This window comes from Acinetobacter sp. 22301 (assembly GCF_052045285.1).
Classification (GTDB): Bacteria; Pseudomonadota; Gammaproteobacteria; order Pseudomonadales; family Moraxellaceae; genus Acinetobacter; species Acinetobacter pittii.
Genome location: NZ_JBQEOR010000004.1, coordinates 26581 through 48452, shown reverse-complemented (window position 1 = coordinate 48452; position 21872 = coordinate 26581). Strand labels below are relative to the sequence as shown.

Below are 21872 nucleotides of genomic sequence, written 5' to 3'. Positions count from 1 at the left end.
AAAGGACTGCTCAGTTTTGACGGTCCTTTTTTTATAAAATCAATGATAAATTTACACTTTAAATTCCATATCCATTTCGTTTTACAGGATATCTAGCACAGGCCAATGTGCACAAAAAAGGTGAACGATTATGCCAATTTACAATGCTCCTTTAGCTGATATGAAATTCATCTTAAATGATGTATTTAAAGCAGAACAATTTTGGCAGTCTAATGAGAAACTCGCTCATGTAGATGCTGCAACAGCTGAAGCAATTTTAGAAGAAATGGCTAAATTTGCTCAGAACGTGACTCATCCATTAAACCGTACCGGTGATGAAGAAGGGGCTCGCTATGAAAACGGCGAAGTATTCACACCAGCTGGTTTTAAAGATGCATTTCGTCAATATGCAGAAGGTGGTTGGATTGGCTTAGGTGCCGATGAAGAATGGGGCGGTCAAGGCATGCCAAAAATGCTCACCGTTCTTTCTGATGAAATGTTATTTGCGACTAACCCATCTTTCATGCTTTACCCGCTACTTTCAGTAGGTGCTGGTATGGCTTTAAGCAGCTACGCATCTCAAGAACAAAAAGAAACTTATTTACCTAAGATTTATTCAGGTGAATGGTCAGGTACCATGTGCTTAACCGAGCCACATGCAGGTACTGACTTAGGTATTATCAAAACTAAAGCAGAACGTAATGAAGACGGTACATATAACATTACCGGTACTAAAATCTTCATTACAGGTGGTGACAACGATTTAGCAGAAAACATCATTCACTTGGTACTTGCTAAAACTCCAGATGCCCCTGCTGGTTCACGTGGTATCTCGTTATTTATCGTACCGAAATACCTTGTAAATGAAGATGGTTCTTTAGGCGACCGTAACCATGTTGGTCCAGGTTCTATTGAACATAAAATGGGTATCAAGGCATCTGCAACTTGTGTGATGAACTTTGATGGAGCTAAAGGTTACCTCGTTGGTAAAGAAAACGAAGGCCTTGCTGCAATGTTCGTGATGATGAACTACGAACGTTTATCAATGGGTATTCAAGGTTTAGGTGCATCTGAATTTGCTTATCAAAATGCTGCTCAATACGCGACTGACCGTTTACAAGGTCGTAGTGCAGCTGGTGTTCAATCACCAAACAAACCTGCTGACAGCATTTTAGTGCATGGTGATGTACGTCGTATGTTGTTAAATGTACGTGCCAATAATGAAGCATCTCGTGCATTTGCTGTCTATGTAGGTCAACAACTCGATATTACTAAATTCTCAACTGATGCAGCAGCAGTGAAAAAAGCCAATGACCGCGTTGCGCTTTTAACTCCAATTGCAAAAGCTTACCTCACAGATACAGCATTCCAAGCAACTTTAGATGCTCAAATGGTATTTGGTGGTCACGGCTATATCCGTGAATGGGGTATGGAACAATGTATTCGTGACCTTCGCATTGCTCAAATCTACGAAGGAACCAACGGCGTTCAATCTCAAGATTTAATTGGTCGTAAAACCATTAAATGTGGCGGTGCATTCATTGCTGAATACATCACTGAAATCCGTGACTTTGCAAATGACCTAGACACTGACTTGAACTTCATTAAAGATGCAACTTTAGATGCTGCAACTGAAATTGAAGCAATCACTCAGTTTATTATTGAGCAAGCTGCTGAAAATGTAGAGTTCCCGAACTCAGCTGCGGTTGATTATTTACATGCGGTTGGTTTACTCAGCTTCTCATACATGTTTGCAAAAATTGCTGCCGCTGCTAAAGATAAGTCTGGTGATTTCTACCAAAACAAACTTGCTTTGGCTCAGTACTTTGTTGAACGTATCTTGCCGGATATTGATGCACGTATTGCTAAAATCAAAGCTGGTTCTGACTTAATTATGGGCTTTAGTGAAAATTACTTTACAAATCAAGCTTAATTAAGTTCTTTATAAAAAAACGCCTGAATAATCAGGCGTTTTTTATTTCTAATCATAAAAGATAGATAACTTTTAAGTTTTTAATTTCTCGACCAAGAAGTCAGCAGTAATATTGACACTGGGTAAAAGCCCTCGTCTTGTCAACATCAATAAACTTGTCGTTACGCTACCAGCAGACCAGTCTGGCAAAACATGAATTAAGCTACCCTCAGATAGTTCATTCATACAAAAAGTTTCAGGTAAAAGCGTAATACCCAATCCCCTTTTTGCAGCCCCCTTTAAGATCTCCGACTCATTTGCTACAAAGCGGATGTTTGGACGTACTATCTCTTTCTGACCATTTATATTTTGAAAATGCCATGGATTCATTTGCAATTCAGGCCATAAGCCTTCGTGTTTAAGCAAATCTTCTGGTGTATGTATAGGAGCCGTTTTCTTTAAATATGTAGATGCTGCAACAGCAATAATTTTGTCATTTTTAAGTACACGTTGAATTAATCCAGAATCCGGCAGTGGTTGAAAATGACTACGGATCACAATATCAAAGTTTTCGCTCATAACATCAACGTAACGATCAGTTACCTCTACTTGTAATAACAACTTAGGATAACGTTCTGCAAGTTCAGGCAAACAATCAGATAGAAGATACTGAGCAATGGGCACAGAAGCACTGAGCCTGACTACACCACTTGGTTCTTGTTGTTGTATTAATAGATTTTCTTCTGCATAACGAAACTCATCTACTGCATTTTTGGCATGTTGATAAAACAGTTTCCCTGATTCGCTTAAGACAAAACTACGTGAACTACGATGAATTAACGTTAAGCCCAGCTTATTTTCTAATATTGCAACACGCTTACTAATAGTTGATTTAGGTAAATTGAGCTGTTTAGCTGCGGCAGAAAATCCTTGATGCTCTACAGCAACAACAAAGAGATAAACATCATTCAAGTTTTGTCTAAGTAGCATTATTCAATGTCCATATATGTAGACAATAAGTTTCATAATACCTGACTACTAGAAACTTTTCTGTCGACTTATGATGATTTTACACATCAAAAAAGAGTAATCATCATGTCAACTTTCACTTTATTTTATGGCGTTCCTTCTGGCTGCTCATTTGGTTCAATTGTTGCCTTGGAATGGTCAGGTTTACCTTATCAGCTCTGTAGAATCGAGATGCCAGCTCAGTGTAATACCGAGGAGTACCGCCAAATTAATCCAGTCGGTGAAACACCTGCACTGCTCTACGATAATGGTAAAGTTTTAACGGAAAGCATGGCTATCTTGAACCATATCATGGCAAAAAGCCTGAATGCGGCTTTTCATTATGAACAAGGAACAGAACAATTTAATCTCTTTAATCAGAAACTAGCTTTTTTGAATACGACTTTATTCAATGCATTTAGCCCACTCTGGTATAGTCTTGAACACTCTTCATCAGAAAGTAATAAACAAGCATTACGTGAATATGGAGCAGTCCAAGTTAAAAAAGCATTTACCGCTTTAGAAAATAGTCTGATAAATCAAACTTGGCTAATGGGCGATCAATTGTCTTTTGTGGACGGATACTACGCAGGTATCGCAAGATGGTTGAAATATCATAATGTTATTGATATTGACCAATTTCCAAACTGCAAACGACTTTATGAACAATTACAGAATGAGGCGGCAGTTAAATTTGCACATGCAATTGAACAAGAACAGTCAACAAAGAGTATAAGCAACTTTTTAGGTCATATTGCATTTGAAGATGTCATTCAACAATATAAAAACTTGAAATAGACTTTGTAATTATAGTGGATATCACCTTACTACCTGAGTTGAATTAAATCTTCATAAAAACGCCTGAATAATCAGGCGTTTTTTATTTTGTATTTACTATTTCCATTGGCACAAAATTTGTTTAATTTCTAAACATTACGAAGTAAACAAAAGATCTTATTATGCCTGATCCTAAAAAATACGAACGAATACTTGACCGTTTCGGACATTACGCCGTAGAAGCCTTCCATTATTTAGCCTTGTTTATTATCGGGTGTATGGTGGCATGGTCGGCAGCCAATACAGTTTTTGAAATTCTGACCGTCAAAAAGTATGCTTCAATTGATGATATTTTATTATTATTTATTTACTTAGAACTTGGAGCAATGGTTGGAATTTACTTTAAAACCAATCATATGCCTGTACGTTTTCTTATTTATGTCGCGATTACGGCGTTAACCCGTCTACTCATTTCAGATATTCAACATGATCATAAAGCGGATATCGATCAAGTCATTATTACGGGCTCAATTTTGATTTTAGCTTTATCTATTTTAGTCGTACGATTTGCTTCATGGCACTACCCATCAGTGATGAAAGAGAAACATGCAAAAACCTCAAATAATTTGAAAACCCCTCAACCGCAAGATGACGAGTTGGCATAAAAAAAGGCCTCAATATCGAGGCCTTTTTATTTTTACATTTAACGAACTCGGTAAATGTTGTGTCTTGAGTCTACTAATAAGTATTGGTTAGGGGTTTTAACCCAGTGGTATCCACGTGGTGGCGCATATAAACGGTGTGCTCTCCAGTCCGAAACATAATAGCGGCTATGGCGATATTGGGCAGGAATACGTTCACCACGTTTAAAAGCAACATAGTTACCATAATGCTTACCACGATCAGAATTTGACCAAACTGGCGCTCGGTGATCATTACGATAATCATGACGGCGGTCATCACGATGCTCATATCGAGCATAGTTTTTACCATGGTCATTGTTCCAACGGTGTCCAGAATCGGCCATCGCGGTAGCTGATATACCTAACATTAATGTCGAAAGTACAAGAACGATTGGCTTTTTCATGGCCTATTTCCTTTTAATCTTGATATGAAGCTAGATTAGAAGAGACTCAAGGAGAAACCATGAATAAAACCGCTTTGATTGCTAAACTTTGTAATGACTATAAAGAAAATATGAAGAATCTGTATCTGTGCTACCATTAGCATTTTTCAAACTAGGTCAATTGCTGTGTCTGAAATCAGTTTTGAGCGTCTTCATCAATTTTTTTGCAAAGTTCCAAGTGTACAAGAAGCCCGTATTATGGCTCATGGAGCAGATGGCGAACATGCTTGGTGGTTTAAGTTCAGTATTGACGTAGAGCATGCACTTGCATGGCAAACAGTTCAAGAATTAGGTCATGTTTTAAATTATCTATCGACAAATGAACGCCTACCCACATTATTCTTTCCTGTTTCACCACCACCTTATATGAACGGTGAAGCAAAAGACTTTTTATCATGGATTATTCAATGTAATCATCCTGAATTCTCTCCGGATGTGGTTTGTGATTGGCTTGAAGCGCGTTTGCCGAATCCTGTTGACGATGAGTCGCAGTGGAAAATTAAGACGGATTTGAGTGAAATAGAAAAGTTAGATGATAAAGCGTTGGATCAATTGATTCCGCCAGCGCCTTAAATCGGACTTATAGCACAGCCTTTACTTACAGTGATGTTCGAATGTCTTTTGTATAGGCTAATGCCTCACTTTTGAGAGGTCAAAAGTGACAAAAACCTTTGTTTCACTGATGTGGCTTCCTTGCCACACAGTGAAACGGCGACCTCCATGTCGCCAATCATCTTGCTAATTTTTGGAAAACTTCAAGATAGTGATTAAAAAGTCGATAATCCTGACCATTCCATAAAACGATAAATCCAATACTTCACTTTAGACTCATCTGCATACTTCGCGTAATCCACGCTCATCTGTCTATCTTTTAGGTTTGACCACGAGGTATTGAAGTAATCTTGTGCATCTTTAAAAACTTGATCTTGAACTTTACCAATGACCAACATATCCGTTTCAAGGTTGTAATTTTTTAAATTACGGGCCGTAAAGTTGGCAGATCCTACGATCAACTCAGCGTGTTGGGCGTTATATTTCAAGATCATTTTGCTATGGTTCTGCTCGCCATGGGTATCACACCAACGGATTGGAATGCCCGCAGCGTATAGCTCTGAAGCCACCTGACGGTTTGGAATACCATTCTTTTGTCGACCAAACGCATCTTTATTTGGATCGAGTAAAACACGAACAATAACACCACGTTCTTGGGCACTTTTTAGCGCTTTAATAATCTTACGTTCAGACAAATAGAACATACTTAAATCAAGATGTTCTTTAGGTTTAGCCATATTAATTAATTTTAATACAGCTTCATAGATCGCCCCTTCAGTTAAAACCTGTACTTGCGGTTTCATTACATCTTTTTCAAAGTCACCTAAAATGAGCGATGGAGAGCTACTACCTGACATTTGCGCAACAGCAGCTTCAGTTTGGAGCACATCAGCAGCTGTTGCCCCTGTTACAACCAACGCGACATTAGAGTGTCTAGAGCTGCCATCGTGTGGATTTGCTGAGGTTACCAATGATTTCCAACCCGCATCGGTATCAACGACAACGGTTTTACGATGATTGGCCTTAAAATTAAATAAGTTCAAATAGCTACGTAGTGTAATTTTTTCATCACCGAATGGATTTGGTAACCAGCCCTTTTCAGGGTTATTGCCAATATTTTGACAGCAAATGTACCAGAACCCTGACCAAAACGGGTTAGAAGCTCGTAAAGGGGCTAAATTCGTTTCAATCACATCAACACCTGCCTGACGTAACTGACGGTAGTGTTCAGGGCTGATACCACCGTATACCGAGTTAATCGGGTCGGTAATCATAATAATCTGGATTTGGCGATTTTGTCTTTTTTTACTGACTAATGCATCGGTTAACTCTTGCATGAGTGGTCTTTGCTTTATTTTTGAATCGCCAACTTCTGAATTAAACAAAAACATATCCACCACAATCGTGGATTTGGCCTCATCAATCATTTTCAAGATTTCATTAAAGATATGCTGATCAACCTGTTGTTGCCCTTTTGCATCAAGGTAGGTTTTATCTGCTAAAAATTTGACATCGGCATGTCTAAGCTTGCCACTAAAGTTAATTCCTTGTGGCAATGGTTTTACCGTGTGATAAATTGCCGATGCAATATATGCAATAGCAACAACGCAAAGTAATATCGCCATATAACGACGCCCTGACCAATTTATTTTTTGATGAATTCGTTGAAAAATACGCATAAAAAAGACCTAACTTGATGGTTTCAAATTAGGTCTTTTGGATTGATTTTTCAAGTTTAGTTTCGTGTTAAAGCCTTAAAAACTAAAATCAACACCTACCGTAAAATTGCGTCCAACTTGTGGAATATTTGATAAGAAAGATGCATGTTGATAAACCGTGTCATCTAACAAGTTATTCGCTTTCATATAAACACGATAATCTGTTTTTGCACCATATTGTCCAGAATATGCCACCCCAAGATTGAGCATGTTATAACCTTCAGTTTCGGTCTCGTAAGCTGCGATCTTGTCTTGGTTAAAGACATGATAATACTCAGCAGAACCACTAAAACCATCACCAAAATCTGCATCGACTTTAGTACCTAAACGTCCTGCTGGAATACGCGGGGCATTACCTTCTGCATCAATTTTACCGCGCACATAGTCACCAAAAGCACTGATCTTGTACATTGGTGTAATTTGATAACCAATTTCACCCTCTGCACCATAGAAGCGTGCTTTATCTTGAGTATATTGAACTAAACGGAAGTCTTTATAACGGTCAAGGGTTTGCGCATAGATGTAGTCATCAAACCAGTTATGGTAAACATGAAGATGGTAATCAAGTTTGTTATTATCAAAATGCAAACCTAACTCAACATTATTCGATTTTTCCTTACTGAGTTGATCATTTCCTAACTCATAAGTATTTGTCGCAAAGTGCCCACCATTTGCATATAACTCTTGAGCTAAAGGTAAACGTTCCTGATGTGAAGCGACAAAAGAAAGTTTGTAGTTCGGTGCAAATTCCCAGTTTGCAGCACCTGCATAGGAAAATGCCGAGCCATCAAAATCTTGTTTAGAGTTATCGTCTACATCAACTTCTTGCTGATCTGCACGTGCAGAAAGCTCAAAGTGTACGTCTTTCCATTGCTTATGTTCTAAAGCAAATACGCTCCACTTTTTGGTAGTGGTCGGTGCCATAAATGCTTCTTCGCCAGTTAAATTCAGTTTTTGCTGGCCTAACTGTGCACCGATCACCCCTTCCCAACTTGCAATTGGGTTATGTACTAACTCAACACGCCCATCATAGCCTTTGTTTTGGAATCGGGTTGCAATTGCTCCCTCTTCAATTTCATCATGCTGATAGTCAGTATAGCTCGCTTGTGCACGTAACTTTTGGAAACCCGCAAACGGATCATTTAACTCAGTTTTAAAATCATAGCGCTCCGATTTTAAGTCAATCCACGGGCCGCCATGTTCGTGATCATGAGCTTCTTCATCACTATGACCTGCATGATCATGATCTCCACAATGCAAGCTCAGATCATCTACATGGCAGGTTTCATATTCATGACTATGCCCCGGTAAGCCATATTGATCGCGACGGTTACTATAAGAAATACCCGCATAACCACGGTCATAAATCCAAGATAACCCGACGTTAACTGAATCACCCTGAGCAAAAGTGTTGTCTACACGGCGCTCTTTTTCACCTTCATGAATGTAATTTGGCGCAATGTAGTTATTTGCATCACGTGTTAACCCCTCAACACGTAAAGCAACTTGGCTACCCAAGCCAACAGTTACTCCAGCGCTCGCCAGTTTTTCATCACTTCCAGTGTTATAACGTAAGCCAACTTGTCCTTCATAACCGTTTTCAGGCATTTGCGTAGGGATCTTGTTATCAATTACGTTGACTAAACCGCCAACTGTTCCAGCACCAAATAGTAAAGTTGAAGGGCCTCGAATCACTTCCACTTGCTTCGCAAGCACTGGATCTACAGTTACTGCATGGTCAGGAGACAACGTCGAAACATCAATATTTTCTGATGAATTTTGGAGTACTTTAACGCGTGGTCCATCTTGTCCACGAATCACTGGACGACTCGAACCAGCCCCAAACTGATTAGCATAAATTCCTACTTCACTACTGAGTGCATCCCCAATGGTAGCAGCGCCTTGCGACAGGTGCTTTTGATCAACAACAGTATCTGCCACAGCAAAATCTTGTGAAGTTTGCTCAAGTGGATGAGCCTTAATTCGGATAGTTTCTAGCTTTTCAACATTTTCACTTTCTGCTGCAAACGAAGGTACGGATATGACAGCTAAAATGGATAAGGTCAAAATATTTTTATAGAACAACATGAGGTGATTCTCTGATCGCTACGCCTTTTGTTTTGTTATATTATAACATTTCAGTCTTTTTGCAATAAAAAACATTTCCAATCGGCTGATTCGTTAGACTGGGCAATTAAATGATGTGAGTAATCTCTGTTTTATAATGCCTTTTACAATCTCTCATGCCGTTATAGCGCCTCCTCTTTCAAAGCTTAGCCGAAACACTTTACCAGTTGCAGCTCTAGCAATTGGAAGTATGACACCCGATCTTTACCGCTTATTTACAATGCAATCAGGTATGTTGACACATCAATGGAAAGGCCTGATTTATCCCAACCTTGCCTTAGGCCTCATTTTTTGTGCTATTTGGTACTTTTTATATCGACCTGTAATTTACCGTTTTTTCGGCATTCAGCATGATCTTGGCCCCAACTCTTTAAAACGTATTTTTTTATTTTTGGTTGGAACATTACTCGCACTTACTTTAGGAATTGCAACACATTTAATATGGGATGGTCTAACACACTCAGACTTTCGGACTTTTTTATTTAAAGATGTATTAGCAACAAATATTCACCTTTTAGGACACCCCTATCCCTTACATCGTCTTTTGCAGTTAGGCTCCTCTGCTCTTGCCTTACCTTTTATTGTTTGGATGTGTGTTCACTATTATCAGCGCTATAAACAACACTGGAAAGTAAGTAAAAAAATTAAAATTTTTGCATGGTGTCTGTTGTTTTTATCTACAGTGTTAGGCCTATTTTCTTTTTGGGATTATGCCCGCTACATTCCTCATGAAGTTTGGCATGCCGATACGTATTATTTCACTGGTCGTTCTATTAATGAATTTATGCAAGGTTGGTTAAGTACTTTTAGCTTAGGATGCTTACTATTCTTGATTTTAGATCGCCAACAAAGAATGGGATGAATAACTAAGATTGCTGCCAAATTGCTCATTTTCAGGTTAATTTCTGCGGTTTTTTGATCTAGTTCTTGTGACAAACCATCCAACAAGGCATAATCGAAAACTTACTTTTTTGACGGTGCGCGGTTTACGCATCCGTCCTTTCAGCCAATATAGTTTGGATAATCTTCATCATGATGCGAACTCATTACTGTGGCTCTTTAACTGAAGCCCAAATCGACCAGACCGTTACACTATGCGGTTGGGTACATCGTCGCCGTGACCATGGCGGTGTTATTTTCCTTGATATGCGTGACCGTGATGGTCTCGTTCAAGTGGTTATTGACCCAGATACTCCAGAAGCATTTGCAACAGCAGATAAAGCACGTTCTGAATATGTATTAAAAATTACAGGTCGTGTTCGTCGCCGTTATGAAGGTACTGAAAACCAAAATATGGTGAGTGGTCAAATCGAAGTTTTAGGCAAAGAAATCGAAGTTCTTGCTGCTTCTGAAACTCCGCCATTCCCGTTAAATGATGACACGATTAACGTGTCAGAAGAACACCGTTTAAAATATCGTTTCTTGGACATCCGTCGTCCAGAAATGTTAGATCGCTTACGTTTCCGTTCTAAAGTAACTAACTTGATCCGTAATTATTTAGACGATCACGGTTTCTTAGACGTTGAAACTCCGATTTTAACTCGTGCAACTCCTGAAGGTGCACGTGACTATTTAGTACCAAGTCGTGTACAAAATGGTAGCTTCTACGCACTTCCACAATCACCGCAATTGTTTAAGCAATTATTGATGGTGGGTGGTATTGATCGTTACTACCAAATCGCGAAATGTTTCCGTGATGAAGACTTACGTGCTGACCGTCAGCCAGAATTCACTCAAATCGATATTGAAACATCGTTCTTAAACGACGATGAAATCATGGATTTGATGGAAGGCATGACTGTTAAATTATTTAACGACTTGCTTGGCGTAAAATTTGAAAAATTCCGCCGTATGCCATATAGCGAAGCAATGCGTGACTATGCATCTGACAAACCAGATTTGCGTATTCCGTTGAAACTCGTTGACGTTGCAGACTTAATGCAAGAAGTAGAGTTCAAAGTATTCGCTGGTCCTGCAAAAGATCCTAAAGGTCGTATTGTTGCTTTACGTGTTCCTGGTGCAGCTTCATTGCCACGTAGTGCAATTGATGAATACACCAAATTCGTTGGCATCTATGGTGCTAAAGGTTTAGCGTACATTAAAGTTAATGAACTCGCTAAAGGAATTGAAGGTCTTCAATCTCCAATCGTGAAATTCATTGAACCGATTGTACTTGAGCTGTTGGAACGTGTTGGCGCACAAGATGGCGATATTGTATTCTTCGGTGCTGATAAAGCTAAAGTTGTAAATGACGCAATGGGTGCGCTTCGTGTCAAGATTGGTCACGACTTGAACCTTTCAACTTGTGAGTGGGCTCCACTTTGGGTTGTTGACTTCCCAATGTTTGAAGAAACTGACGATGGTAAATGGACTTCTGTTCACCACCCATTCACGTTACCTAAATCTAGCGTAGAAGACGTGAAGAGCAATCCAGGTGAAGCACTTTCTGTTGCTTACGACATGGTATTGAATGGTACTGAAGTTGGTGGTGGTTCACTTCGTATTTACACATTAGAAATGCAAAAAGCGATTTTTGAAGCGCTTGGTATTTCTGATGAAGAAGCAGAAGAGAAATTCAGCTTCTTACTTAACGCGCTTCGTTATGGTGCTCCTCCTCACGGTGGTTTGGCATTTGGTCTTGACCGTTTAGTTATGCTTATGACTGGCGCGACTTCAATTCGTGACGTTATTGCGTTCCCGAAAACTAAGACTGCTGAATGTCCACTTACTCAAGCACCTGCTCCTGTTGAAGCAAATCAGCTTCGTGACCTGGGCATCCGCTTACGTGAAAAGCCAAAAGCTGAAGAATCTAAATAATTTTTTAGATTTTCAAATTAAAAAACCCTGCTTATGCAGGGTTTTTTTAATGGGAAAATTCAGCTATATATTCGACTTACCTAAGCTATGCTTTGCGAATAAGCAGGTCAGTGGCATAATAGGGAGCTTTTAATTTAGAGGTCAACTTTATGGCTATGCGCCCTGATGTACGTCGACATGCTTTAGTCGTGATTGTATTCTCCCTCGCACAATGGTTTTTCATGCGCTATATCCTTGCAAATGAATTATTCAACCTTACTACAAATCAACGTATTTTATTTTTCTGTGTAAGTAGCTTAGCAGGTGCGTTACTTATTTTTGTTGCGCTGATTTATATGGTTTTAAAAGGAAATGCGGATAAAGAGTAAGAAATTACCCGTATTCCTAGATACGGGATCTTATTCTTAAGACTTTACTTCTTGAAATAATATATTTCTTAATTTTTTAGTAAAATCTATTACATTATGATATTCCTCAATATATTTTCTAGCTTGTATTGCTAAAAGATGTCTACCTTCTTCATTTTGCATTAAGGATTCAATAGCTTCAACATATAAATGAACTTTTTCAAAGCCATCTCCTAATACATCTCCTACGTGAATTCCAAATTTACTTGTTAGTTCTTCAGGATTTCTGTTACTTACTAATAAAGTTCCAAAAGAGAGGGCTTCTAAAAATGAAATAGGTAATGCTTCATGAATAGAAGTATTAATAAGTAACTTAGCATCTTTTAAAAATTTTTCTTTTTCACTGCCTTCAACATGGCCCGCAAAATGTAAGTTAGCAATATTTTGATAACCTTTCATAATTTCATTGTTTTTGCTTTCCTCTCTAAATGTCTGCCCTAATACATAAAACTCATATTGCGGCATTCTTTTTGCGATTTCACAAAATAACCACCCCCGTTTTACAGATTCTAAACGACCTAAAAAAATGATTATATTCTTTTTAACATAAGTACTAACATCAAAGTTGAAATCAATATCAATAGGATTAGGCACATATTCTATTGGTACACTATTTTCTAATTGATATAAATCTATAGCTTTTTGATTAAGAAAATGTCCTTGCGAAATAAATTTCACACGGTCATTAACATACCAGTTATGTACTAGATCATATATTTTTTGATTATAATAATTAGTTTCAGGAAATAATTTAACTGTATTAATTTCGTCCCATTCATAGGTCGGTCTTGGATCTTGTATCCATAAAACTAATTTTTTTGTTTTATCTAATTCATTTTCCAATACATAATTAAATGTTAATTCGACACTTAAATAAATGTCATAATTTTTTTTCTTAAGCCAGCGACGAGCAAACCATTTTCTACGTGGCAGTCGATATAATTTAACATTATCTACCGAATATTCTTCCGCAAAAAGCTTTTTACTTCCTTTACCCAGTAATACATCTATTTGGATATCCGCATTTGGAATATATTTAGCTATATGATTTCGCGCTAAAAATCCGTAACCGCCAAAAGCAGTATTAGCACCACCAAAGAACTCATCAATAATTAAACCAACTCTAATTGGTCTATTATATCCACTCATTAAACACTCTCAATATATTAATAAAAAGTATAATTAAAAATTTCTTTACTTATCTTAATTAATAATTAAATATCACATTTTAAAAGACGTGACATAATAGTACACTCATCCAATTCATCTAATTTTATACCCTTTAACATCTCATTATATAGATGAATACAAGTAGTACGAGAAGTAGTAATATCATCTATAGTAAGCTCAGGATCACAAAGTTGACTTATACACTGATAGTGAACAGGATAAAAAATATCAATTGGTTGAATATTATTTTTTAACTCCAACTGTTTAACATAATAAGTAATAGCTTTGGGGCCAATAACTCCCCACGGCATATCCGCTAAACTTTTTCCTATTCCCATTATTTTTTTTGTTTTTAATTTAATTTTTTTACTCGCAGAAAACCATGGTGGTACAAAAAATGGGTCATATGCGGCTTTTAATAATTCTTTAAGTAAGTCGCTTTCTTTAGGAATGCGCAAAACAGCTCCATTAATCCATTCATCATCTTCAAAGCCTAATAAGTATCCATGCTCTGGTATTGAAATAGGTTTTAAACAATACACATCACAGTCAACATAGACTCCATCAACTTTACGCATTAACTCATAACGAAAAATATCTGAAAATAATGCATAACTTCCTGTTTCCTTATGTTTTATAATTTGGTCTTTAGAAATAATTTTATTTGCATCAACCAATTTTACGCCTTCTGGAACATCTACAATATCAGCGTATGTATGTAAATGAACCTCATGCCCCCTCATTACAAAAGAATGTAAACAACATCTAGAAATTGCTCCGAGTTTTTCTCCAATCCACAAAGCATGAATGATAGGTAAATTATTTGACATCATTTAGGTATAGCCTTTATAAATCTTTTTTGCCCATAGTATTATTGTTGCCTCTTCACATAATATGATTACCCTCACTAGAGGTACAAGTAACCACCAATATTACTTTTTTAACTTCTAAATTTTTTAGAGCTAAGCTAGATGAATAGGTAGAAGGACTATCAACAACAAATACAGAAGTATAGAATATCTAAACTGTATTGTATCAAGTTAGTTGAAACATGAAAAAGATTCTTATCCTATGTGTATCTTTACAAGGAAGTAATGAACGTCAAGAAAAAATTAAACAACAACATCAAAATTTGCAATCAACCATTCATGATATACAAATTGATTTTCAATTCTTCGATGCTATTTATGGGAAAAAACTTCCTCAAGAATATTTAACTTTTTTAAATTTAAGTCGTCAATTTGCAGGATTATGCGATCATGAATTAGGACCAAGCGAACTAGGCTGCTGGCTAAGCCATATGATTATTTGGCAACGTCTAGCTCAAGGTGATTATCAAGCGTATGATCGTGTCATCATCATTGAAGATGATGTAATTTTTCAAACTAAGCATATACAACGGAAGCTGCACTCTCTATTAGAAACCAATCCTTCATTCGCATTCTTAGGAGGGCATTCTGAACCTTCTAGACGTCGAATAAGAGGTTATACAAGTAATGATAAACTTTACTTCAATATGACTGGACCTAAAGATCTCTATACAGCAACATATGCGTATTCTTTAACCACTGAGACAGCCAAAAATTTTGTTTCTAAGCAAATTCATAAATTGACTTATATTGATGACTGGAAGTACTTATTAGCAGGCGATGTTTCAACTCCCTTTTATTATTGCTTTGAACATGATGATGAGATGCAAAGTCATATTGCATCAGATAGAAAAGCATACATGAAAAAACCAAATCGTTTTAAAAAGAACTTTAACAAAATGAAAAATGATTTAATTTCTCGAATTATATCTTTATTCATTTTCAAAAAAATTATTCGATTAGCCTTTTTCCTAAACTCTACACAATCACATAAAACGGACAGCTAACAGGTACTTAGATGTTAATCACTCGCGGTCTTCAAAAAAAATGGTACAAGTACCAACAAGCAAAAAAAGCGAAAACTTTTGACTCCCATTGGTATATGCGTTTTGGCTGGTTAGAACAACCATTTACAACACTTGAGCAATTAGATTCACTCTTTGAGATCCACTCTCCTAGAAAGTTTACATTTGCAGACAGCTTTTATGCTTATGAAAATGGCCGTCATTTCATTTTTTTTGAAGAAGTCGATGACCAACATCCGGTAGGCTTTCTTTCGGTTTTAGAAGTCTTTAAGGATGGCACTTACACACCACCTGAAACCATTTTAAAACTCGATTACCACCTCTCATATCCTTGCGTATTTAAAATAGATAACACTTGGTATATGGTCCCAGAAACTTCTGCCAACAAGACCATCGAACTTTGGAAATGTACTGAGTTTCCGCTGAAATGGGAAAAGCATTCCAACCTTATTGAAAATATTGAAGCAGTCGATAGCACCCCTTTTTACCATGAGGGCTTATGGTATCTTTTCACTTCAACGCGTCGTGATTGTAAGAAATTTGGTTATCGTTTAGATCTATTCTTTACCGAAGATATTTTAAATCCGAACTGGCAAGAGCACCCAATGAACCCAGTGTGCCGAGGCAGTCAGCAGTTCCGTATGGCAGGCAAACCTTTTATTTATAAAGGGCAACTGGTTCGACCAAGCCAAGATTCTTTAAAGCGATATGGCGGCAATATCGAATTAAAAGCGATTACTCAGCTTAGCCCAACAGCTTATGAAGAAAAATTACTAGAAGTAGTTTTACCAGACTGGAATCAGGCTGATGATGGTTGCCATACCATTAATGTCGAAGATAATTTCGTGGTACTTGATGCCATCCGCCTTACACCAAAAAATAATTAAGTTTTCAGCAGGTCTTTATAAATATTAAGCGTCTGCTCAGCCATGGCTGGTACGGTCAGTTCAGCCTTGGCCTTTGCATATAGTGGGCTGAAGTCATTTTGAGCCTCAGGTTGAAGGGCATATTCAATCGCTTTTGCTAAACCTTGAGTATCTCCAATTTCGGCTAGATATTGCTCTGGCAACCACTCGATCACACCGTTCACTTTGGTTGAAGCCATTGCTTTATCGGCCTGTAAAGCCTCGACCATAACAAGTGGAAAACCTTCACGATCTGATGATAAAACCACGATATCAGCCAGTTGTACCAGATCACGCGCATCAGTTCTAAACCCAAGAAAAGCGACCCGATTTTGCATGTTCAATTCGCTGACTTGCTTTTCCAAACTTGCTCGAAGTGAACCGTCACCAACAATCCATAAATTGGCATCAGTCTGTTGCATCGACTCAATCAATAAACTGATATTTTTTACTGGTTCTAGACGTCCAATACACATAACAACTTTTTTGCTTGTGTCTAGCTCAGTAAAATCTTTTTGAATCGATTGAAGCAATTTTTCTTTATTTTCAGTTGTAAGTACGGGCTGAGGATATACCCCGTTATAAACTACGTGTGCTTTAGACTCTGGAATGCCTTGCGTGAGCGCTTGGCTCACCGCAATAACTGCATCACCTGCTAAATAAGCAGACTTATTCTTTTTAGTACCATGAACAGTCGTTACAAACTTTGGACCAGATAAAAATGGCTTAATGCGGGCAATCAACTCAGCCGCTTTTCCTGCTTGTGCATGAACAATAGCGGGTTGGATTTGTTGAATAAGATTTTTAAGTTGCCAAAGTAAAAAAATATTCCAACGACTACGGGCAAAATCGATAGCATGAAAATGTACTTGTTGGCTAAACTTGTCTACATAGCAAGGATGTGCAATCACATGTACTTCATGGTTTAAAGCAAGCTCATTAACAAGGTTAAAAGTGTGCTGCTCTAATCCACCAACTCCACCGCTAGTTGCCAATACCTGAACAATTTTCATAGCTTGCCTACTTATTTTTTATCTTTATTCATGGTCTGTTCAAAAAGCTTAGCTTCTTTTAGAAATGCATAAAATGCGTTAATCATACTATTTACGAAACCACGCCAACCATTTAAGAAGCTACGGCGAATAAAATAAGACTTCATAAAAGTCACTGGCATCACCAAAACCAATTTTGCAATGCTTGGAGACTTTCCTTTTTGGTATTTCTCTAATGCTTTTAAGTTGGAATATTGGTTATTTTTTTCGACTTTAACGAAAATGCTCGACTCACCATAATGGTAAATATCGTGTTGAGCACGTTGAGATTCACCATCTACGATCACATTTTCATGGACTTTATTGGCAAGGTCATAATGCCCTTTAGACCTACGGAAAAAACGCACTTTTGCATGTTTTTTAATATGTTTACTGTTCGGAACACCTAAAAATACATCATTAATTGGGGTGATTAATGCATCAAGCTTGTTCTGTTGAATGGTCTCAACAATTTCTTGTTTTAACTCATTAGATAAAACTTCATCGCCATCTAAATTAAGCACCCAGTCATTTCGGCATTTTGCTAAAGCTAAACTTTTTTGCCCAGCGTAACCTTGCCAGTCTTGATGAGAAATTTTCGTATTTTCAAAGTGCTGGGCAATTTCATAAGTATTATCAGTACTGCCCGAGTCTAAAATAATAACTTCATCAAACTCACTGACACTTTGCAATGTTCGCTCTAACCAAGCACCACAGTTTAAAGTGACAATATAGACACTACATGGAATTTTATTCATAACTTATAACGTCCTTTAGCAAGGGCGATACGCATCTGTAACGCATTCATGGCGCCATGCGTGCTGACACGTGGAATATTAAATTGATTAACAGCTTCATAGGCTTCGATTTTTTTACGAGTCGACACTGCGTTTTTAAAGCCAATCTCCTGAGCCATTTTTTGGTGTTTTTCGTTAAATCGACCAAATGGATAGGCAAAGCTCGGACATTTTCCAACTAATGCTTCAACATCACGCTTAGACTGAAGCATCTCATCGTAAGCCGTTTGATCGTCAAGCTTAAGTAAGTTCACATGATGTTGCGTATGCGCACCAAATTCAATCAAACCAGAGTTGGCCATTTCATGAATTTGCTCATGAGTGAGCTTTTCGATGCCTTCAATTTGCGTTGCCAAATAAATCGTTGCTTTCGCATTATATTTTTTGAGTAATGGATAGGCATAAAGATAATTATCCATAAATCCATCATCAAAACTTAAAGCAACCACATTCTTTTGATTACGGTATTGCTCAAGCTCAGAAACAAAGCAAAAGATAGCCCCTTTACGAGTTAACAGTTGTAAGAGTTGTTCAAACTTTTCAGGAGGCATGTTCATGCCAGAGGCTGCATCTTTAGGGGTAACCTGATGCAACATGACAATACGAGGTAGTTTATTCGAACGAAACGGAAGCCAGAATGTATAATTACCCAGCACATATAACAGTGCAGCAAGTACTAATAGGCCCACCGCAACGTACAAGAACCACATCATGCATAAACCTCATGTGACCATTCATAATCTTCTGAAAGGGGCTGCTTAAATGTCACCTCAACCATAAACTGGGTGATGCGCTTAGCATTGAAAGATGTACGTGTTTTTTCCCAGCCCTCTTTCGCTATTTTTTCAGCCTGCTCTGGATTTTGATCAAAGAATTGGATCTTCTTGGCCAAGTCAAACTGATCATCAAAGTAAACTACTTCCTGCTCAGTATAGAGCTTCTCAAAGCCCGGAATTCTTGGGCTAAAAGTGAGTAACCCATTACCAGTCAGCTGTACAATACGGTCAGAACTATACAAGGTTACATCATTACGGCGTGAGTAATTAAGTCCCATTTTTGTTTCAGACAGAACTTTATAATAGGCTTTACCATAAACACCCGGTTGTTCAAAACAACCATAATATTGATAGTTCACATGACCTTGTTGCAAAGCATCTGCCAAATCCTTTAAGAACTTCTCACGCTCAGGTTCTTTATAGACCACGCCGCAGAAAATAAAGGTCTTGTCAGTCTTAGAATTTGAAAATTGCTGTAGTGTTTCTACATTGCGGTGGCCGACATTTGGCAAATAAGCCACACTTAAATGGGGTTGCTTTAACTTTTGTAGATATTCCCCGCCTGTTGTACAGAAAATAGCATCTAAATATGGCGAGAATGCTTTGACAAAGTCGAGTTTATTTTCAAGATAAAGCGGGTCAACATACCAAAATGCAATTTTAGTATTTGGATAAGATTCTTTAATTTGTCTTAGAACATCTGGACTCATTAAGTCACTATGTCCAATGAGAACTAGATCAGGCTCAATATTATTAACGACTTTTAGGACTTCTTTATTAGCCCAATTAGCACCCAGTTTTTTTGTTTTAAAAATGGTACCCATTCGAGCCATGTCACGAAAACTAAAATCATAAACGAAATGGCCATTTTCAATTAATCCGGCAGAAATTTTACGGTCTGTGCAGTAAAAATGGGCGCCTTGTTTATTAAAGCCAAAATTTGCAATATGCAATATTTTCATTTATTTACTCAAAATAAAAATTTAATTTTTTGATAAAAGATATGTTGCCACACGGTCTGCTTCTTTAAAAGCATAAGGTTGTGGTAACTGTACAACAGAGGTCTGCTGTGAGATTAATTTTGATTCTAACATTTGATCAACTGAGTGCGTAATCCGGTCGTCTTTCAAACGCTCCATGGCCATCACCCCTACTCGACAACCCGCAGTAAGGGCCTCAAAAATCATAGAGACGCTGTCTTCTGTTACCCACACAGCTTCTGCTTTTTGCATTTCTTCGAAAATCCAGCCTTGAGGTGTTTGCTCAACCGGAAATATGTGTAAATGCTGGGCAAAATTTTGTTGCCTTAAAATATCGACAAACTCTGCCGGGGTTCGACGTGAAGTGGTCAGAATAATTTCAACGTCTGGATTATTCTCAACAATTTTTTGAACACTGGTTAATACTTTATTTTGGTTCCATTGATGTCGTTTAGATGAACCACCTAAAGCGATTAAAACTCTCGCGGTTTGATGGCGATTTTCATTACGGATAGGATTTAATGCACCACGCGTGACAATCACATGGTTATCGGCGTGAATACCGTCATGCTCCGGAATAACAGCATAATCAAAGCAAGCTACAGGTAAGTTAGGCTTCATCAAAATAATAGTTTTTGCTTTTCTAAAAATTTTGCCGAGCAACCAGACACGAAAATGTGTGTGGCTTCCCACTCCAAATATAAAATCGGGCACTTGTTTAAATAAGGATTTTTTTGAAGAGAAGAGTGTCTTAATTAAAGAAATAATAGGTAAATCAGCAATTAAGACCTCTTCAAAAGTTGTTTCTGGCTGTTGTCTTTGCATTGCCTGAAACAAGCCTAATGCTTGTGAGCGGTGTCCTGCCTTTCCATCAGACACATAGACAATATGCATAGAAGCTCCCTAAGCCAAAAAATAAAAAGGCGAAACTTATGTTCGCCTTTTTATGTTAACGGATTAACTTATTTTACGTAAGTTAACCAATGTTCATATTTCGGATTTCTACCTTGAACGGCATCAAAGTAAGTTTTTTGGATTTCAGTGGTAATTGGACCACGGGTACCCGAACCGATTGGACGGTCATCATATTCACGAATTGGTGTTACTTCAGCAGCAGTACCTGTGAAGAATGCTTCGTCTGCAATATAGAATTCGTCACGTGTAATACGGCGCTCAACAACTTGGTAACCAAGATCTCTAGCGATTGTCATCACAGTTTGACGTGTAATACCATCAAGCGCACCACCAGCGATATCTGGAGTGTGTAAAACGCCATCTTTAATTAAGAATACGTTTTCACCTGAACCTTGGCATACATAACCTTGTGGGTCCATTAACATTGCTTCATCGTAACCAGAATGTGCAACTTCTTGGTGAGCAAGAATTGACAACGTGTAGTTACCAGATGCTTTTGCTTTACACATGGTCACGTTTGGATGATGGTGAGTAAATGATGAAGTTTTAACGCGAATACCTTTAGCCATCGCTTCATCACCAAGGTATGCACCCCACGCCCATGCAGCAACAGCGGCATGAATGGTGTTATTTGTTGCTGCAATACCTAGTTTCTCTGAACCGATCCAGATCAGTGGACGTAAATAGCAAGAGGCTAATTTATTTTCACGAACAACATCGATTTGTGCTTGTTCAAGCGTTGCTTGATCATACGGCACTTTCATTTGATAAATTTTTGCTGAATTTAACAAACGTTTTGTGTGGTCTTGAAGACGGAAAATCGCTGTACCTTTAGGGGTTTCATAAGCACGAACACCCTCAAATACGCCCATACTGTAGTGTAAAGTATGGGTTAAAACGTGAATCTTTGCATCACGCCAATCAATTAATTTTCCATCTTGCCAAATAAAACCATCACGATCAGCCAAATTCATGGAACAC

General features: G+C 37.9%; 21 protein-coding genes. 9 read left to right on the top strand and 12 right to left on the bottom strand.

The window, feature by feature from the left end:
- Window positions 1-130 precede the first annotated feature (130 nt).
- Complete coding sequence (locus ACTJJH_RS08440; protein ID WP_440600994.1) at window positions 131-1912, top strand: acyl-CoA dehydrogenase C-terminal domain-containing protein; 1782 nt, start codon at window positions 131-133, stop codon at window positions 1910-1912.
- Window positions 1913-1984: 72 nt separating this feature from the next.
- On the opposite strand, the gene ACTJJH_RS08435 is transcribed toward ACTJJH_RS08440, so the two are convergent.
- Window positions 1985-2863 carry a LysR substrate-binding domain-containing protein gene (locus tag ACTJJH_RS08435; RefSeq protein WP_078210307.1) on the bottom strand — a complete coding sequence of 293 codons (879 nt, stop codon included), beginning with the start codon at window positions 2861-2863 and terminating at the stop codon, window positions 1985-1987.
- A 123-nt stretch (window positions 2864-2986) separates the two neighbouring features.
- On the opposite strand from ACTJJH_RS08435, the gene ACTJJH_RS08430 reads away from it, so the two are divergent.
- Both ACTJJH_RS08430 and ACTJJH_RS08425 read left to right on the top strand, forming a co-directional pair.
- A complete protein-coding gene (locus tag ACTJJH_RS08430) occupies window positions 2987-3697 on the top strand; it encodes a glutathione S-transferase family protein (protein ID WP_440600993.1) in 711 nt (236 codons plus the stop codon).
- 161 nt (window positions 3698-3858) lie between these two features.
- Window positions 3859-4341: a phosphate-starvation-inducible protein PsiE gene (locus tag ACTJJH_RS08425; RefSeq protein ID WP_002116490.1), complete on the top strand. Its 483-nt coding sequence runs from the start codon at window positions 3859-3861 to the stop codon at window positions 4339-4341.
- A gap of 38 nt (window positions 4342-4379) precedes the next feature.
- Here the strand turns inward: ACTJJH_RS08425 and ACTJJH_RS08420 are convergent, their stop codons facing one another.
- Complete coding sequence (locus ACTJJH_RS08420; RefSeq protein WP_440600992.1) at window positions 4380-4763, bottom strand: RcnB family protein; 384 nt, start codon at window positions 4761-4763, stop codon at window positions 4380-4382.
- 165 nt (window positions 4764-4928) lie between these two features.
- Between ACTJJH_RS08420 and ACTJJH_RS08415 the strand changes: the two genes are divergently transcribed.
- The gene (locus tag ACTJJH_RS08415) at window positions 4929-5375 is read left to right on the top strand and encodes a hypothetical protein (RefSeq protein WP_002116392.1); all 447 of its coding nucleotides are present in this window, start codon (window positions 4929-4931) and stop codon (window positions 5373-5375) included.
- A gap of 194 nt (window positions 5376-5569) precedes the next feature.
- Here the strand turns inward: ACTJJH_RS08415 and ACTJJH_RS08410 are convergent, their stop codons facing one another.
- Both ACTJJH_RS08410 and znuD read right to left on the bottom strand, forming a co-directional pair.
- Window positions 5570-7033, bottom strand: coding sequence for a phospholipase D family protein (locus ACTJJH_RS08410; RefSeq protein ID WP_440600991.1), 1464 nt, complete (start codon window positions 7031-7033; stop codon window positions 5570-5572).
- Window positions 7034-7108: 75 nt separating this feature from the next.
- Window positions 7109-9160, bottom strand: a complete 2052-nt coding sequence (gene znuD, locus ACTJJH_RS08405; protein ID WP_440600990.1) for a zinc piracy TonB-dependent receptor ZnuD — start codon at window positions 9158-9160, stop codon at window positions 7109-7111.
- A 136-nt stretch (window positions 9161-9296) separates the two neighbouring features.
- Here znuD and ACTJJH_RS08400 point away from each other — a divergent pair, with 136 nt between their 5' ends.
- From ACTJJH_RS08400 to ACTJJH_RS08390, 3 genes are all read left to right on the top strand, one after another.
- Window positions 9297-10061, top strand: a complete 765-nt coding sequence (locus ACTJJH_RS08400) for a DUF4184 family protein (protein ID WP_075383752.1) — start codon at window positions 9297-9299, stop codon at window positions 10059-10061.
- Window positions 10062-10231: 170 nt separating this feature from the next.
- Window positions 10232-12016, top strand: coding sequence for an aspartate--tRNA ligase (gene aspS / locus ACTJJH_RS08395; protein WP_005064200.1), 1785 nt, complete (start codon window positions 10232-10234; stop codon window positions 12014-12016).
- A 149-nt stretch (window positions 12017-12165) separates the two neighbouring features.
- Window positions 12166-12384 carry a hypothetical protein gene (locus ACTJJH_RS08390; RefSeq protein ID WP_032037003.1) on the top strand — a complete coding sequence of 73 codons (219 nt, stop codon included), beginning with the start codon at window positions 12166-12168 and terminating at the stop codon, window positions 12382-12384.
- Window positions 12385-12420: 36 nt separating this feature from the next.
- Here the strand turns inward: ACTJJH_RS08390 and ACTJJH_RS08385 are convergent, their stop codons facing one another.
- Window positions 12421-13572, bottom strand: a complete 1152-nt coding sequence (locus tag ACTJJH_RS08385; protein ID WP_410560380.1) for a glycosyltransferase family 4 protein — start codon at window positions 13570-13572, stop codon at window positions 12421-12423.
- Between the two features lie 65 nt (window positions 13573-13637).
- A complete protein-coding gene (locus ACTJJH_RS08380) occupies window positions 13638-14426 on the bottom strand; it encodes a glycosyltransferase (RefSeq protein ID WP_081405203.1) in 789 nt (262 codons plus the stop codon).
- Between the two features lie 218 nt (window positions 14427-14644).
- On the opposite strand from ACTJJH_RS08380, the gene ACTJJH_RS08375 reads away from it, so the two are divergent.
- On the top strand, window positions 14645-15469 hold the full coding sequence (locus ACTJJH_RS08375; protein ID WP_320124233.1) for a glycosyltransferase family 25 protein: 825 nt from the start codon (window positions 14645-14647) through the stop codon (window positions 15467-15469).
- 11 nt (window positions 15470-15480) lie between these two features.
- Window positions 15481-16374 carry a glycosyl hydrolase Ghy gene (gene ghy / locus ACTJJH_RS08370; protein WP_032037011.1) on the top strand — a complete coding sequence of 298 codons (894 nt, stop codon included), beginning with the start codon at window positions 15481-15483 and terminating at the stop codon, window positions 16372-16374.
- On the opposite strand, the gene ACTJJH_RS08365 is transcribed toward ghy, so the two are convergent.
- The 6 genes from ACTJJH_RS08365 to ACTJJH_RS08340 form a co-directional block, all read right to left on the bottom strand.
- On the bottom strand, window positions 16371-17405 hold the full coding sequence (locus tag ACTJJH_RS08365; RefSeq protein ID WP_440600989.1) for a glycosyltransferase: 1035 nt from the start codon (window positions 17403-17405) through the stop codon (window positions 16371-16373). The two genes, ghy and ACTJJH_RS08365, sit on opposite strands and share 4 nt — an antisense overlap.
- Window positions 17406-17416: 11 nt before the next feature.
- A complete protein-coding gene (locus tag ACTJJH_RS08360) occupies window positions 17417-18181 on the bottom strand; it encodes a glycosyltransferase family 2 protein (protein ID WP_440600988.1) in 765 nt (254 codons plus the stop codon).
- Window positions 18178-18933 (bottom strand): polysaccharide deacetylase family protein, encoded by a 756-nt coding sequence (locus tag ACTJJH_RS08355; RefSeq protein ID WP_199977989.1) that lies wholly within the window; start codon window positions 18931-18933, stop codon window positions 18178-18180. The genes ACTJJH_RS08360 and ACTJJH_RS08355 overlap by 4 nt, the downstream gene beginning before the upstream one ends.
- Window positions 18930-19958: a glycosyltransferase family protein gene (locus ACTJJH_RS08350; protein WP_440600987.1), complete on the bottom strand. Its 1029-nt coding sequence runs from the start codon at window positions 19956-19958 to the stop codon at window positions 18930-18932. Before ACTJJH_RS08350 ends, ACTJJH_RS08355 begins: the two co-directional genes overlap by 4 nt.
- Window positions 19959-19979: 21 nt before the next feature.
- A complete protein-coding gene (locus tag ACTJJH_RS08345) occupies window positions 19980-20870 on the bottom strand; it encodes a mitochondrial fission ELM1 family protein (RefSeq protein WP_440600986.1) in 891 nt (296 codons plus the stop codon).
- 68 nt (window positions 20871-20938) lie between these two features.
- Window positions 20939-21865 (bottom strand): branched-chain amino acid transaminase, encoded by a 927-nt coding sequence (locus ACTJJH_RS08340; protein WP_004705670.1) that lies wholly within the window; start codon window positions 21863-21865, stop codon window positions 20939-20941.
- Between the last annotated feature and the right edge of the window lie 7 nt (window positions 21866-21872).

Coding starts and splice junctions, on each gene's coding strand:
- ACTJJH_RS08410 (WP_440600991.1), bottom strand. CDS start 7,033: ATGCGTATTTTTCAACGAATTCATCAAAAAATAAATTGGTCAGGGCGT.
- ACTJJH_RS08430 (WP_440600993.1), top strand. CDS start 2,987: ATGTCAACTTTCACTTTATTTTATGGCGTTCCTTCTGGCTGCTCATTT.
- ghy (WP_032037011.1), top strand. CDS start 15,481: ATGTTAATCACTCGCGGTCTTCAAAAAAAATGGTACAAGTACCAACAA.
- ACTJJH_RS08375 (WP_320124233.1), top strand. CDS start 14,645: ATGAAAAAGATTCTTATCCTATGTGTATCTTTACAAGGAAGTAATGAA.
- ACTJJH_RS08365 (WP_440600989.1), bottom strand. CDS start 17,405: ATGAAAATTGTTCAGGTATTGGCAACTAGCGGTGGAGTTGGTGGATTA.
- ACTJJH_RS08400 (WP_075383752.1), top strand. CDS start 9,297: ATGCCTTTTACAATCTCTCATGCCGTTATAGCGCCTCCTCTTTCAAAG.
- ACTJJH_RS08390 (WP_032037003.1), top strand. CDS start 12,166: ATGGCTATGCGCCCTGATGTACGTCGACATGCTTTAGTCGTGATTGTA.
- aspS (WP_005064200.1), top strand. CDS start 10,232: ATGATGCGAACTCATTACTGTGGCTCTTTAACTGAAGCCCAAATCGAC.
- ACTJJH_RS08345 (WP_440600986.1), bottom strand. CDS start 20,870: ATGCATATTGTCTATGTGTCTGATGGAAAGGCAGGACACCGCTCACAA.
- znuD (WP_440600990.1), bottom strand. CDS start 9,160: ATGTTGTTCTATAAAAATATTTTGACCTTATCCATTTTAGCTGTCATA.
- ACTJJH_RS08360 (WP_440600988.1), bottom strand. CDS start 18,181: ATGAATAAAATTCCATGTAGTGTCTATATTGTCACTTTAAACTGTGGT.
- ACTJJH_RS08380 (WP_081405203.1), bottom strand. CDS start 14,426: ATGATGTCAAATAATTTACCTATCATTCATGCTTTGTGGATTGGAGAA.
- ACTJJH_RS08350 (WP_440600987.1), bottom strand. CDS start 19,958: ATGAAAATATTGCATATTGCAAATTTTGGCTTTAATAAACAAGGCGCC.
- ACTJJH_RS08355 (WP_199977989.1), bottom strand. CDS start 18,933: ATGATGTGGTTCTTGTACGTTGCGGTGGGCCTATTAGTACTTGCTGCA.
- ACTJJH_RS08385 (WP_410560380.1), bottom strand. CDS start 13,572: ATGAGTGGATATAATAGACCAATTAGAGTTGGTTTAATTATTGATGAG.
- ACTJJH_RS08420 (WP_440600992.1), bottom strand. CDS start 4,763: ATGAAAAAGCCAATCGTTCTTGTACTTTCGACATTAATGTTAGGTATA.
- ACTJJH_RS08440 (WP_440600994.1), top strand. CDS start 131: ATGCCAATTTACAATGCTCCTTTAGCTGATATGAAATTCATCTTAAAT.
- ACTJJH_RS08340 (WP_004705670.1), bottom strand. CDS start 21,865: ATGAATTTGGCTGATCGTGATGGTTTTATTTGGCAAGATGGAAAATTA.
- ACTJJH_RS08425 (WP_002116490.1), top strand. CDS start 3,859: ATGCCTGATCCTAAAAAATACGAACGAATACTTGACCGTTTCGGACAT.